This is a genomic window from Aureibacter tunicatorum (assembly GCF_036492635.1).
GTDB lineage: Bacteria > Bacteroidota > Bacteroidia > Cytophagales > Cyclobacteriaceae > Aureibacter > Aureibacter tunicatorum.
Map to the genome: position 1 here is coordinate 104,598 of NZ_AP025305.1, position 14,762 is coordinate 119,359.

Consider the following 14,762-nt stretch of genomic DNA (forward strand, 5'->3'; position numbering starts at 1 on the left):
ATTTAAAAAAGATGAAAAGACTAATTAACGCCCTTCTCATTATTCTTGCGAATGCTTTTGCTTACAGTGCTTCTGCCCAAAAAGACACGCTTGATGTGGTCATCGTAGGCGGAGGTTTCAGTGGGTTGACATCCGCATATTATTTGAATCACTTGGATATTTTGGTTCTTGAAAAAGAGAAAGAAGCTGGGGGCAGATGCTTGACAGGAGAGTGGAATGGCTTTCATTATCCCAAAGGAACAGAATATATGGGCAAGCCTGAAGGTTTGCAAAAGAAATTGTTCAGGGACTTGGATGTCAAAGCCAAGGAAATTCCCGGGCCGGCAGACGGGATCGCAATCAACAACAGGATTTATTATGGCGATCGCTTGCTGGATTTTCTTTCAGAGCAAGAACTTAAGGATTATGACCGGCTGAGAGAAGAATTGAGCAAGTTAAATGATTTAGGGGTGGAGGATCATATATTCTATGATGAAATGACTACCGAAGATTTGCCATTAAGATTGGATGCTTTCACAGTCAGTCATTGGTTGCAGTCAGGACAATATCCTGACGTGTTGACTAACTATGTGAATGTGGAAAACAGAGGTCTTTTTGGCACTGATAATTCGAGCCATTCGATGTATTTCGATATCCCAGAAATGGCTTATGACTTGCCGTTGCCCGGTGATAAAAGAAGCGAGGTGTATTCTTTTGATAATGGCATGTACAGTATTATTGAAGGTTTTGCGAACAAGCTGGGAGATAGGTTGCAAACAGGAATGTCAGTCAAGAGCGTCAAGGTGTTGAATAATGGATTGTCGGAAGTTCGTTATGTATCTGAAGATGGAGAACATTATTCTGCGCTGGCGAAAGCAGTTATCATGTCAACTCCTTCTCAAATTACGGCTGAACTGGTTGATGGACACTTTTCTCAACATGTGAAAAGTAGCTTAAGACAGATCGACTATTCTCAATATGTCACCATTAATTTCTTTTTGAAAGAGCGATACTTGAAAGACGCTTGGTCGATAGCTTGCTTGGAAGAGGGTGATGTGGTAACATTTTATGATGTGATAAGACCGCAAGTGGATAATGATTATAATGGACCTTCGATCCTGTCAGTGTATATGGCTCCCAAGCATGCAAAAGACACTACGTTCATTGGCCTGTCGGATGAAAATCTTTTGAATAAAGCGAAGAATTCTTTAGAAAAGTATTTCTCTGGTATAAACAAGAGTATTGCAGGACATGATATCACAAGGTTTAAATATGCTTTTCCTGTATTCAGTCCGATGTATGGGAAGAGATTGGATATATTAAAAAATGACGCTACTACTTTTGGACCTTTGTTTCTAGCGGGAGATTATATGGTATATGCGACGGTTGACGGGGCGATGATCAGCGGACAAAGAGCGGCAAAACGAACTTTAGAATATTTAAAGCCATGAGATGATATTTTAAGTAATAATTCATGAAAATATTATAACATTGCTGATGATATTATTTGATTTCATATATTAAGGTGAAAATAACATACATGCAATGACGAAATTTTTAGAAAACTCATCTCAAGGCAATAATAAATGGTACATCTATATGGTATCATTTTTCTTTATGCTGGGAGGCAATGTGATAGGTAGTATTCCTTTAATTGTCGCTATGTTCTATTTTAATAGCGATATGAATTTTGAAAGCGCTTCGATAGAAGGCAGGCCAACATTGACTTTGGCATTGATGCTTTTGACGTTTATAGCCACACTAGGCATGCTATTGATAGCGATTAAGTATTTGCACAAAAAACGGCTGAATGATGTGTTGACCGGCAGGCCTTCCTTTGATTGGTCACGAATGTTTTACGGCATTAAGATCTGGTTTGCTGTGATGGCTGTTAGTTCAGTGATTAGCGTGATAATTTCGCCTGAAGATGTGGAGTTGATTTTTGATCTGGGCAAGTTTGTCCCCTTGTTTTTTGTCGTGATTTTGATGGTTCCTATTCAAGCGGCGACTGAGGAAGTTATATTCAGAGCTTATTATATGCAGGGAATGACTATGATTTCAAGAAATAGGTGGCTTCCCTTGTTGGTGACAAGTATTATATTTGGCTTGCTGCATATTGGAAACCCTGAAGTAGAAGAGTTTGGCGTTGCTATTATGATGCCTCAGTATATTAGCATGGGATTGTTTTTCGGGATTATGACTTTGATGGACGATGGCTCTGAGCTGGCTATAGGTATGCATGCGATTAATAATGTGTTTTTGGCTTTATTTTTCACCCACGACTCGTCGGCATTGAAGACGGATGCTGTATTTCGGATCAAAGAAGTCAATCCTGAATATGAGATGATATTTATGCTGATACAGTTTACGATAGTATTGTTTATACTGTCGCGTAAGTACAAGTGGAAGGATTGGAGCAGGCTTTATGCTAAAGTAATCATGCCGAAAGAGCCTGAAGCGATTGAGGAATTATAGTAAAAAAGGAAGTGTTGGGCTTCCTTTTTTATAGTTTGATAGAGAATTTCTTGAGCCTTTCATCCAGCATTTTCTCAGGGATATGTTTCTTTATGGTATCAGCGACCGCATTGATCATGCGTTCTTTGATAAAATCCGATTTAATGACGAGAGAGATCTCTCTAACGGCAGGAGGGTTTATTTCCCTGACATTATTCTTTTGCTCTTCGTTCATCAGATCAAGGTGAAGTTCGGGAATTACGGAATAGCCTCCATTTTTTTCCACTATCTTTATCAAAGTATCGATGCTCCCCGCTTCGAAGGTTTGGTTGAAAACGGTTTTAGCTTCGCAGAAATTGAAAATCTGGTTTCTCACGCAATGCCCTTCTTGCAACACCCAAAGGTTTTGATTGGGCATATTTTCAGCTGAGAGAGGAATGTCTTTGTTAGGATTGTCGGGTGAAAAATACGCGACGAATTTCTCATAATAGAGTGGTATTTCGTAGAAGTTGTCTTGATCCAAAGGCGTTGCGGCGATAAATAAATCCACTTCATCGTCGTTTAGCGCTTTGATTAAGTTTTGCGTATGAGCTTCTTTGATCATCAATTCCACTTGCGGATAGTCTCTTTTGAAGCTTCCGATGAAGTCAGGTATCAAGTAAGTGGAGAGCGTAGGAATAACGCCTATTCGCAACGAGCCAGATATGCTGTCCACTTCACCTTCGATGATTTCGTTCATCCTACGAACTTCCTTCAGCGCTTTTTCGGCTTGCTTGATGAGTTTTTCCCCCATAGCCGTTGGCACGATAGGATGTTTTTTTCGGTCGAATATGGTTACTTCCAGTTCATTCTCAAGTTTTAAGATCATTTGGCTTAATGTGGGCTGAGTTACCCCGCAATGCCTTGCGGCTTCCACAAAGTGCCCGAATTGCTTTACTGCTATTATATACTCTAATTGTTGTAGTGTCATAATTGGAAATAATATGCGATATCAATTTAACGAATATTCCTCATGACCTTACATAGGTCAATTAAGTTTTATAACATTCTATCTATATAATGATTTTTTGTTGAAATATTTTTAGAAATTAAATTTAATTGCTAATATGTAATTAATTATATTATATGTAGTTTTATTTAAATATTTCAATCATGAGAAAGTATAAAATTGAATCTTTGTTTTTTTTATTACTATTATTTATTTCAATTTTTAGTTGTGAAAACAAGGATACAGTCGAGGATTCAATAAAAAGTATTAAAAGCGAGATTGAGAACAATACCTATCCTGAATTTGCGCTTGAGACTCCTAGTGAAATTGACTCGGAAGATTATAGTATATATCAGGTTATTTTAAAGAAGCTTAATTTTGATTTGATTATTGTAAATCAAGTTTCCAATAGTGTTAATTCTGCTGAAATATTGATTGAAAACAATCCTGAAGTAGACCCGAGTTTATTTCAAAAACTGGATCAATTGAATGAAAATCAGGTTATTTTTGGAGATGTTTTTTTACTTGAAGATAAGGATGTTAGCCTTTTGCCAACAGAGGAAAAGGAATATATTTTTAGCTCTGATGATTTGAATAAATCGTGGGAAAGCTTTTACACAGTGTACCCTAAAGCTGAAGGTATCCATAGCTTTTCTAGAATAGCGTATAATGAGGATAAAACTCAAGCGGTTGTGGAAGTTTGGTATAGTTATGCGTCTTTAGGCGGTTCTTCAAGTTCATATTTAATGAAAAAAACAAATGATCAGTGGGAAGTTGAAAAGATGTTGAAACCAACTGTAATGACTTAGTCGATTGATGTTTATCACGATTAGTTTTTTATGAATTTCTAAACCATCCTCTTTTGTGCTTCTTCAAGAGGAAAATTATAGGGTCTAATAAATCATTCGTGATTATGTTTATTAATAAAACTAAAAAAGCAGTTTTCAGAGCTGCTTTTTTAGCTATTAAAAAGGAATTAGAATTCGAAGGCTTTCATCATTTTGTCAAATATGGCTGTATTTTCATATATGCCTGAGAACAATTCTGCCTGAGGACCAACAGCAAATACAGGCACCATAACTCCAGTATGATGTTTGGTAGTATACCTGCCGTCTATTTTCCCGGTTTTCATATCTCCGCTGTTTACAGAGTATCCGCCTGTTTCATGATCGGCAGTAACGATGACGAGTGTTTCTCCATCTTTGGCAGCGAATTCTAACACAGCCCCAAGCGTATGATCAAAATCAAGCGTTTCTTCCACGATCATCTGTGTATTGTTTCCATGACCACCCCAATCTATTTGAGATCCCTCGATCATTAAGAAAAAACCGTCCTTATCCTGAGATAAAATTTCTATAGCTTTCTCAGTAGCGGGCTTTAACATTTCGCCTCTTTCATTGTAAGCAGGCATATGCCCATCGGCCAATAATGAAGCCACTTTGCCTGAATTGACTTTTTCCAGTTCTTCCAAGCTGTTTGCGATTTGATACCCTTTATTTTCAAGCTCTTTGACCAAGTTTCTTTCGTCTTCTCTATTATGAAAGTCTTCAAGGCCACCTCCTATAAATACATTAATATCGGTGTTTAAAAACTCGGCAGCGATTTCTTGATAGTTGTTGCGGCTAGGCTGATGCGCGATGAAAGCAGCCGGAGTCGCATGCGTGATTTTGGATGTGGCCACAAGGCCTGTTGCGAGCCCTTGCTCGTCGGCTATTTCCAAAATGGTTTTGATAGGTTGCTTGCTTTTGTCTAGCCCTATTGCCCCATTATATGTTTTTTCGCCTGTTGAAAGAGCCGTGCCTCCCGCGGCTGAATCAGTGGTGAAATCGTCAGAGCTGCTGGTTTTGGAAAAGCCAACATACTTCATTTGCTCGATATAAGCTTGATTATGATTCGCCGCTATGGCAGTGAAAAACTGGGAAGCTCCAGCTCCATCAGCAATGAGCAAGATGATGTTTTTTGCTTTTTTCTTGACTTTGCTGAAGTCCAAATCTTTTACTTCATGAAAATTGGAATTTGTAAAACTATCTCTTGCCGCCCCTTCGTAAGTTTTGGCTTCTTTCTTTTCTCCCGGATAGTTGAATTTTTGCTGTCCATTTGCTTGTTGCAATACAAAAATTGCGATAGCCAAGCTCAAAAGTGATTTTTTAAGATTCATTGAAATGGAATGTTGGTTTTTATTTTACAAAATAGAGCAAAAAATCAACTGCGCATTAATTAATGATACATAATTATTCTTAATAGGTATTATGTTGATAATTTAGTTTGTTAAGTTATTTGGAATAATTGTTTATTCATATATACTCCTTTTGGGAAATGTCTTTGAACAGCTAAACGCCTTGTGATGTATTTGCTTAATAGGGCAAGTTGAAATTATAACACTTAATTGATATTATCTATTGATTGGTAGTTTATATCTATTTTTACTATACATTATTTTGCCTTAATATTGTAGTGTAATCAAACAGAAACAAATAAAAAAATATAAAAAGATATGTCACAAATAGGAAATCAAATCGTAGAGTTCAAGTCGCAAGCATTTGTAAATGGTGGGTTCGAGACTGTAACAAAAGAAGACGTTTTAGGTAAATGGTCGGTATTCTTTTTCTACCCTGCGGACTTCACATTTGTTTGCCCAACAGAGCTTGAAGATTTAGCAAATCTTTACGAAGAGTTCAAAGCTATTGGCACGGAGATTTATTCGGTATCCACTGACACTCACTTTGTTCATAAAGCATGGCACGATACTTCCGAGACGATCAAGAAGATCAACTATCCTATGCTAGCCGACCCAACGGGCACGATCACAAGAGGATTTGATGTGATGATCGAAGAAGACGGCTTGGCTGAGAGAGGTACTTTTGTTGTTAATCCTCAGGGAGAGATCGTAGCTTATGAAGTTGTAGCGGGGAATGTAGGCCGTAATGCCGAAGAGTTGTTAAGAAGAGTGAAAGCCTTGCAATTCGTGGCGGATAATCCTGCGGAAGTATGCCCTGCGAAATGGAAAGAAGGAGCTGAGACGCTTAAGCCAAGCATTGATTTGGTAGGAAAAATCTAAGAGAGGTCAAGCCAACAATCATAAAGCTCATTTGAAATAAAACCCACAATAACCACAAAATTTTCAAATGGGCTTACACAAACTAATAATAAATAGCCACAATAATATTCCTCGGCGGTAGAGATAAGCCCTACTAATGTCAAATTCATCTTATCGTCGGGGACCTTTTCAGTATATCAATTGCTTTCCAATTTATAAGCTGCTTTTCGGTAGAAAGCAATAACAAAGTCCATATTCCATATTCGAGTATTTTAAATAAGAAAACCATGCTAGATCAGAATCTTAAAAGCCAAGTTACATCTCTTTTCGCATCACTTAAGCATCAGTATACATTTCAAGCAGTGTTGCCTGCCGGAGATTCTTCAAGTGATGAGTTAAAGAACTTGCTGGAAGAAGTAGCTTCATGCTCACCCAATATTAGCACGACATTTATAGGTGGAGCTAAGCTTGAGTTTAGGATTTTGAAAGACGGGGTTGTATCGTCATTCTCTTTCAGAGCGGTGCCTAATGGTCATGAATTCACCACTTTGCTGCTTGCAGTCTTGAATATGGAAGGAATTGGTAAAAATTTGCCGGACGACTCTATATCCAATAAGATAAAATCATTGAAGGGCAAAGTTGAAGTAAAGAGCTATATATCCTTGTCGTGCACCAACTGTCCTGATGTAGTGCAGGCTCTTAACGTTATGTCTATCATTAACCCGAATATTGAACACCACATCATAGATGGGGGCATTAACAAAGCCGAAGTGGAAGCATTGAATATACAGGCTGTTCCTACAGTATATGTAAATGGCGAACAATTTCATGTAGGTAGATCAAGCATGGGGGAGTTGATCAGTAAGTTGGAAGCTGAAATTGGCATGGATGAGTCAGCGGAAGAACAGCCAGTTAAAGAAAGAAATTATGATGTAGTTGTCGTGGGAGGCGGACCAGCAGGGGTGTCTTCTGCGATATATACCGCTCGTAAAGGATTATCCGTTGCCTTGATTGCAGATAGTATAGGTGGGCAGGTCAAGGAGACTGTGGATATCGAAAATATGATTTCGATAAATAAAACTACAGGGAAAGAGCTTTCAGCGAATCTTAACAGTCACTTGGCTGATTATGATATAGATATCTTTGAAAATAGAAGAGTGGAAAATGTTGATCTTGTAGACGGCAAGAAGAAGGTTTTGACTTCATTGAATGAGGAATTTATAACCTCCTCATTGATTATCGCTACAGGAGCCAGCTGGAGAAAGCTTAATGTGCCGGGGGAAACAGAATATATTGGCAATGGAGTAGCGTTTTGCACGCATTGTGACGGGCCGTTTTATAAAGGCAAGAAAGTAGCGGTTATCGGCGGTGGAAACTCCGGATTGGAAGCTGCCATTGATTTGGCGGGAATCGCTTCGGAAGTGACAGTGTTGGAGTTTGCCGATTCGCTTAAAGGCGATCAGGTGCTTCAAGACAAGCTTAATTCTATGGCGAATGTAAATATCGTTACGAATGCGGCGACTACGGAAGTGGTTGGGAATGGATCGAAAGTAACCGCATTGAGATATAATGACAGAGAAGAAAATACAACACACGAACTGCCGCTTGATGGCGTATTTGTGCAAATAGGTTTACTGCCGAATAGCGGATCATTTAGGAGTTTGGTGGAAACCAATCCTATGGGAGAGATTAAGATAGATGCCGCGTGTCGCACAAGCGTGCCTGGTGTATATGCGGCGGGAGACGTTTCTGAAGTTCCATATAAGCAGATTGTTATTGCGATGGGAGAAGGCTCTAAAGCGGCATTATCAGCTTTTGAGGATCATATCAAAGGGTTGAATGTTGCTGTGCTTGAGGAAGCTTATGCGTAAAGAGAGAATGTGTAAATGTAGTTTATAATTTTTTTGTTTTAGTTAATGCACCCACTCAGTTAGCAGAATAATATTTGCTAATGTGAGTGGGTTGTTATTTATTTTTTGATTGTTTTTATTTCCCTTTGCCCATTGTCAAATTCCACTACAATGAGGTAAATATTCGATGCGAGTTCAGAGATGTTTAATTCAGATTTATCGTCTTTATTCAAACTAGCTTCTAATACGGGTTCTCCGTTGGTATTGATGACTGTGACATTTTTAACAATATTTTCCGATTCAATTGTTAAATTTCCACCATTGGGCTTAAGATAAATTAATTGCGGGTTTTTGATAGCTCTTGTATTTTCATGGCTTGGTTTTGTGGTCTTTTCATGAACAATTGAATCGATATTCAAACTGTTTTCAATGCTTTTAACAGAACAAAGAATATCATTGGCAGGATCGATAATCACATTGTCTACCTTGAAGTCCACAGGTGTTTGAAAAGTTTCATTAGGTTTTGTTTGATGAAGCTCTATTAATAAGTTTTCATTATTTGTGCCAACGAGGAGAACAGGCAATCTTGGAATGTCAAAGAAGTTATTGCCGGAACTATGTGATTGTTTTAAACTTATATAGAATATTGAATCGTTTTGACTGTAATTTAAAGCATACTCGGGAAAACCGCCTTTATATATCCAATCGTTGAAAAATTCGCTGTAATCTTTTGTTGTTTCTTCTTCCAATAATTTTTTGAAGTCTTCGGTTGAGGCATTTTTCCCTTTATATTTTTCTTGATAAGATTTTATGACATTGAAAAATTTATCATCGTTATTAATGAAAAACCTAAGCATATGCACCACCATTGGCGATTTGGCGTAAGTTATACTCCCTTCAAATATTTGCTTTTGTTCTTCAGCTGTTTCAATATAAATTGGGTTTTGACTCATGAAAGCGCCAAATTGCCTGTAGGCTTTGTAGTTGCCAAGCTGTTTTTTATCATCTTCGAGAAATTCTAAGGCCAAGTACTCAGCATAAGATGCAAAGCCCTCATGAAGCCATATGTTGTGCCAATCAGATGCGGTTACATTGCAGCCAAACCATTGATGGGCTAATTCGTGAGCTTGCAAGCCATGATTGAAATTTTTCATAGTGGACATTGTTTGATGCTCCATACCACTCCAAGTAGCATCATGCCAAAGAGAGTGTCCGTATTTCTCGTCGGCAAAAGGGTATAGGCCGAAGAGTTCTGAATAAAGATTCATAACTTCAACGGTATAGTCAACTTGCTTGACTGCTTCAATCCACTTATCATTGTTGAAGGTGTAATTTTGAATAAGAATAGAATCCCCATTGTAGCTCTTTGGCTTTGCGTAGAGATTGTACTCATAGTAATCGGAGCAAGCGAAAGATATCAGGTAGTAGGCAATAGGATGACTGCTTAGCCAGTGATGCGTGGTAGAGGCGTTATTTTCTAAAGTTTCAACCAAGACCCCGTTAGCTCCCACTTTGAGCCCTTTTGGAGTCGTGTAGAAAGCTTCCACTGTATCTATTTTATCGGACAAATCCTCTTTGATCGGAATCCAGTTTTTGGCGTAAAAAGGCTCTGTGACAGTATAAGTGACTTTGATATTTTCCTCTTCGCTTTTTTTATTGTAAAGGCCATGCAAGGGATTTCCGCTGTAATATATTGTTGTTTCAAAGCGCTCTCCCTTTTTCAATTTCATTCTATTGATAGTAATAAGATTGTCTTTGTGAGTGAAGCCTTTATTCTTTCCTTCGCTTGTTATTTTTGATATGCTGAGCTCATCGGCAAGTTGTAAAACAATGTCAGGAGTTTTGCATAATGCTATTCCTTCTATTGTCACATGGCCTTCAATAAAATTTGAAGTGGTGTCTACATTCAAATTAATTGTCATTTTCCTTAAATCGTATCCATGAAGAAATTCTTGCGGAGTATTTTTTCTTTGGGATAACTTTTCAAGCTCATTTATTGTATTTTTGCATTTAAGGTTGTTTTGACTATAACTATTTATAGATAGTATTAAGAAAAGTAGAACTGCGATGTTGTGTTTGAAATTGGGCATAATAATTTATTTATTTATATAAATATAATCTTAAAAAAATTAATATTTAATTATATAAACGATCATGTGGTGCTTTTTTATTTATGTTAGATATTAATATTTATAAGTAAATGATTTTTTATTGATAATAAGTGGATTATATGTAAATATTTTTATAAAATAATTTCAGCTATATGTAAGAAGATATCTGTAATTTCATTAAAAAGATGTGCTGGTTTTAGCTAGCTATATTAATTAAAATTTACGATTCATTGCAAGGTGTTCTGGGGTTGTTTCGCTTGATTTATATGAGTGGAAAATGAAATTATAAAGCTGGAAATTTAATGTAAGGTTTTGGTTTAATTTGAAAATATTTTTTTAGTTGATTATTGTAATAGTCATATTTATTTTTTTCTGCCAAATAGTACTGTAGCTTTAAAGGAAAAAGTCTTTACTTGTATTATATTACCTTTAATAGCCTTTATATTTTAATTTAGCTATAACAGAGTGTTGCCAAATGTTAAATAAATGTAATTTTCTAATAATAAATTTTTTCATTAAGAAAATGTATTTAAATTCGAACTGAATTTTATTTTCAAGAAAATATCAAAAAAATGATTAAAAGAGTACTTTTATTGATGGCGATTTTTGCTTGTGTAGGAGCAGGAAAAGCAAATGCTCAATTCGTTGACATTCCAGATGGAGTATTTGAGCAAAAGCTTATTGATTTGGGCTATGATGATGTTAAAGATGGAAAAGTTCTTGCATCAAATATAGCGAATGTGACAGAGCTTGATTTGTCAAATGAGGAAGATGCGACAGATGAAGAAAAAATATCAGACCTAACAGGTATTAGCGGATTCAATAGCTTAGCTATATTGAAATTCAACTATAATAATGTCGAGACATTGGATCTTGAAAATATGAGGAATCTAAAAGAGGTGTATGGGAATTACAACAAATTAGAGAGTATTGAAAATTTAGACGACGCTGTTGATTTAGAAAAATTATATTTAACTAATAACTCAAAATTAACAGAATTAGATGTTACAAAAAACCTTAAGCTAACTCACTTATACATTAATGATACTAAAATATTTCGTTTAGATCTTCTTGAGAATACAGAATTGGTGAGTTTGGAGTGTGTAAACACCATTCTTCATTATTTAGATTTGTCAAGTAATCAAAAACTTAGTCATTGTAGAGTTCCAGAGGATACTTGGTTTCAGATTTTAGCTTCAAACCCTAAGTATTGGATATTGCCAGCCGAGACTGAGAATGGGACAATCACTAGAAGTTCTCGAAGAGTTGAAATGTTGGATGGTTACTATGTGAGAATAACTCCTGATGAAGGTTATGCAATTAAAGAAGTTTTTATTAACAATGTAAGCTACGGTGATAAAGACTATATTTATAAAGGAAGGGTTGAATCTGATCAACATGTTAGAGCTATCTTTTCTAAGGAACATAATGTTATCGTTGAAGAAGCAGATAATGGAACAATTGAAGTGAGCAAGAACAAAGTTTTGGATAATGAAAACGTAGTGGTAATAGTAACTCCAGATGCTGGTTATGCAGTTGAAAAAATATTAGTAAATGGGGAGAGCGTAGGTTCAAAATATGCTTATAACATAGAAAATGTATTGGAAAACCAGATCATTACCGCTGTATTTGTTGAAATCCCTGCACCAGCAGAAACCTTTGATATTGCTGTTGTAGATTCGGACAATGGCGTTGTTACTTCAAATAAAGAAAATGTTCAAAAAGAAGAGGATGCGGCAATTACCATAACTCCAAATGAAGGATACTCAATAAAGGATGTTTTGGTAAATAATAAAAGCGTTGGCGCGGTTTCAAATTATACAATCTCGGATATTGAAATGAATTATATCGTATCTGGAGTTTTTGCGAAGGAATATGTCGCGGAAGTTGAAGAAACGGTTAATGGTTCTGTGACAATTAATGAAAACAAGGTCTTTGAAGGAGAGAATATTATTGTGACAGTGAATCCAGATGAAGGGTATATTATAGAGGATATTTTGGTTAATGGTGTAAGTGTTGGAAATGCTTGTGCTTATATTATCGAGAATGTGGATTCGGATCAAACGATAACAGTCAAGTTTAAAGAAGATGAAAATACAGTTTTTTATGATATCAAGACTGAGCAAACATCAAATGGTAATATTGAAATTAACAAGGACAAGGTGCCTGCAGGAGAAAATTCATCTTTCGTAGTTACTATTGAGCCGGATGCTGGCTATGGATTAAAAGAGCTTTTAGTGAATGATCAGCCTATTGATTTGAGCACGGGCGTTAAGTCAAGTTCTCGTGCAACTTCAGGAGTGAAGTGGACTTTTGTGGTTACTGGAGTTGAAAGCGAGACTACTGTCAAAGCTATTTTTGCCAAGCAATTTGCAGTGAATATCAACCCTTCTAATAATGGAACTGTTACTGCGAACAATTTAGAACCTTTGGAAGAGGATAATGTAGTTTTGACAATTACTCCTAATGACGACTATGTTATTAAAGATGTGAAGGTAAATGATGTAAGCGTTGGTGCTGTATCTGAATATACTATAGAAAATATTACAGCGGATCAAAATGTTGTGGTTGAATTTGAAGAGGCTGAGGATCTTACTTCAATTCTAGAAGTTGCTTCTGTAAATATTCATCCTAACCCTGTTGTTGATGTTGTTAATGTTGACGGGGTGACTCCTGGATCGATAATTTCGGTTGTAGATTTACAAGGCAAGGAGGTTAAATCGCTTAAAGCTATTAGCTCTGATGCGAAAGTAGATCTTTCAAATTTGGCTTCTGGTGTTTATGTCATCAGAATCAATGGCCAAGGTAGCTGGAAAGTAGTTAAGCAATAATTAAGATAATATTAGATAGTGAAAACGGCAGGCTTGAAGGTCTGCCGTTTTTTGTTTTTAGGGAAGATGTTTGATCGAATTTGACATGCAAGGTGTATATGCTTAATTTAAGCGGAACTTTGCAAAAGCGATTTATGAAAGATAAGAGAAATAAAACAATATCTATTTTAGGCTGCGGTTGGTTGGGATTGCCCTTGGCGGAAAGGTTTGCCCAAGAGAGCTTCAATGTCAAAGGAAGCACTACAACGCAAGAGAAACTGGAAAAAATTCAGGAAGCTGGCGGAAAGGCGTTTATAGTTGAAATATCAGATATTGAAGTAAAAGGGAATGATTTGAATGATTTTTTTGATGCTGATATTATAATTGTCAATTTTCCGCCAAGAAGAAGAGCGGATATCGAAGAGAACTATCCAGCCCAATTTGAGGCCATGTTGCCATGGCTGGTTAAAAAGCCCGATCTAAAGGTGTTGTTGGTAAGCTCTACTTCCGTATATCCTAATTTAAATCAAAAAGTCGATGAAAACTTTGAGGGTATCCCTCAGAAAAGCTCGGGAAAAGCTTTGTTGAAAGTCGAGAATATGCTGAAATCCCATAAAGGCGAACATATGACAGTTTTGAGGTTGGCGGGACTGATTGGACCGGAAAGGCTTCCCGGAAGGTTTTTGGCGGGAAAAAAGTCACTTAAAAATGGCAATGTACCGGTCAATGTTATTCATAGAGACGATTGTCTTGAAATTATAAGTCAAATAGTGGAACAAGATGCTTGGGGCAAGACATATAATGGATGCGCTCTGAATCATCCAATACGAAAAGATTATTACCAAAAGGCTGCCGAAGCTATTGGACTTGAGCCTCCAGAGTTTGCTGATGAAGACGAAGTTTCTTATAAAATTGTGGATGGAAGCAAAGTATTGAAGGAATTGGACATTACGTTAAAATATCCGGACCCTGAAAAAATTTCATAAAAAAATAAGTTGTTAAACAGCTTGGATAACAGTTGATTATGATCTTGGGGATATCTTAATGAGACTTTTTCGAGCATATGGAGGCAACCAATTGAATTTGAAGGCGTATAAATAAGTACAATAACTGATAAAAAAAGTATCATTAAGTTGAAATTTCATTTATCTGGTTGCTTTAATAGGTGGTTGAACATTTAAATTTTTAAGCCATGAAATCGTTGCAAAAGAAACTTCACAAGAAGTATAGAAGCAAAGCCCAAAAACGTGCGGAAGGATTCAGGAATGTAAGCAAAAAAGGGCGAATGTTTATGGACAAAGTCTATCAGACATTGACAACAGAGGAAAGACACAAAGTTGAAAAATATATGACAATCTAATAGATAGAAAAGCCGCTTCAAGCGGTTTTTTTTTGCCCCAAGTCGAATTGCGATTTTTTTCAACTGTCCGAAATCGAACAGCCATGTAGTGAAAGCAGACAATTTCAATTCTCAATATTTTTTTAAACCATTGATATTCAGTGGTTTATTTTTTTGGCATTTCCTTTTCATTA

General features: G+C 36.6%; 11 protein-coding genes. 8 read left to right on the top strand and 3 right to left on the bottom strand.

All coding sequences use genetic code 11. The annotated features are described in order from the left end of the window. Positions 1-11: 11 nt before the first annotated feature. Together AABK36_RS00390 and AABK36_RS00395 are read left to right on the top strand one after the other, a co-directional pair. Positions 12-1,430: a protoporphyrinogen/coproporphyrinogen oxidase gene (locus AABK36_RS00390; RefSeq protein WP_309937031.1), complete on the top strand. Its 1,419-nt coding sequence runs from the start codon at positions 12-14 to the stop codon at positions 1,428-1,430. Between the two features lie 94 nt (positions 1,431-1,524). Continuing rightward, positions 1,525-2,454: a CPBP family intramembrane glutamic endopeptidase gene (locus tag AABK36_RS00395; RefSeq protein ID WP_309937032.1), complete on the top strand. Its 930-nt coding sequence runs from the start codon at positions 1,525-1,527 to the stop codon at positions 2,452-2,454. Between the two features lie 28 nt (positions 2,455-2,482). On the opposite strand, the gene AABK36_RS00400 is transcribed toward AABK36_RS00395, so the two are convergent. Then, positions 2,483-3,403 carry a hydrogen peroxide-inducible genes activator gene (locus tag AABK36_RS00400; RefSeq protein WP_309937033.1) on the bottom strand — a complete coding sequence of 307 codons (921 nt, stop codon included), beginning with the start codon at positions 3,401-3,403 and terminating at the stop codon, positions 2,483-2,485. A gap of 182 nt (positions 3,404-3,585) precedes the next feature. Between AABK36_RS00400 and AABK36_RS00405 the strand changes: the two genes are divergently transcribed. Further along, positions 3,586-4,230 carry a hypothetical protein gene (locus AABK36_RS00405; RefSeq protein WP_309937034.1) on the top strand — a complete coding sequence of 215 codons (645 nt, stop codon included), beginning with the start codon at positions 3,586-3,588 and terminating at the stop codon, positions 4,228-4,230. A 167-nt stretch (positions 4,231-4,397) separates the two neighbouring features. On the opposite strand, the gene AABK36_RS00410 is transcribed toward AABK36_RS00405, so the two are convergent. Then, positions 4,398-5,579 (bottom strand): alkaline phosphatase, encoded by a 1,182-nt coding sequence (locus tag AABK36_RS00410; RefSeq protein WP_309937035.1) that lies wholly within the window; start codon positions 5,577-5,579, stop codon positions 4,398-4,400. A 336-nt stretch (positions 5,580-5,915) separates the two neighbouring features. Here AABK36_RS00410 and ahpC point away from each other — a divergent pair, with 336 nt between their 5' ends. Together ahpC and ahpF are read left to right on the top strand one after the other, a co-directional pair. After that, complete coding sequence (gene ahpC / locus AABK36_RS00415) at positions 5,916-6,479, top strand: alkyl hydroperoxide reductase subunit C (RefSeq protein ID WP_309937036.1); 564 nt, start codon at positions 5,916-5,918, stop codon at positions 6,477-6,479. A 266-nt stretch (positions 6,480-6,745) separates the two neighbouring features. Then, positions 6,746-8,329, top strand: coding sequence for an alkyl hydroperoxide reductase subunit F (gene ahpF, locus AABK36_RS00420; RefSeq protein WP_309937037.1), 1,584 nt, complete (start codon positions 6,746-6,748; stop codon positions 8,327-8,329). A 98-nt stretch (positions 8,330-8,427) separates the two neighbouring features. Here the strand turns inward: ahpF and AABK36_RS00425 are convergent, their stop codons facing one another. Then, a complete protein-coding gene (locus AABK36_RS00425) occupies positions 8,428-10,398 on the bottom strand; it encodes a M1 family metallopeptidase (RefSeq protein ID WP_309937038.1) in 1,971 nt (656 codons plus the stop codon). Positions 10,399-10,991: 593 nt separating this feature from the next. Between AABK36_RS00425 and AABK36_RS00430 the strand changes: the two genes are divergently transcribed. The 3 genes from AABK36_RS00430 (at position 10,992) to AABK36_RS00440 (ending at position 14,589) form a co-directional block, all read left to right on the top strand. Further along, a complete protein-coding gene (locus AABK36_RS00430; RefSeq protein WP_309937039.1) occupies positions 10,992-13,250 on the top strand; it encodes an InlB B-repeat-containing protein in 2,259 nt (752 codons plus the stop codon). A 134-nt stretch (positions 13,251-13,384) separates the two neighbouring features. Then, positions 13,385-14,215, top strand: a complete 831-nt coding sequence (locus tag AABK36_RS00435; protein ID WP_309937040.1) for an NAD(P)-binding domain-containing protein — start codon at positions 13,385-13,387, stop codon at positions 14,213-14,215. 206 nt (positions 14,216-14,421) lie between these two features. After that, the gene (locus tag AABK36_RS00440; protein WP_309937041.1) at positions 14,422-14,589 is read left to right on the top strand and encodes a hypothetical protein; all 168 of its coding nucleotides are present in this window, start codon (positions 14,422-14,424) and stop codon (positions 14,587-14,589) included. Positions 14,590-14,762 lie beyond the last annotated feature (173 nt).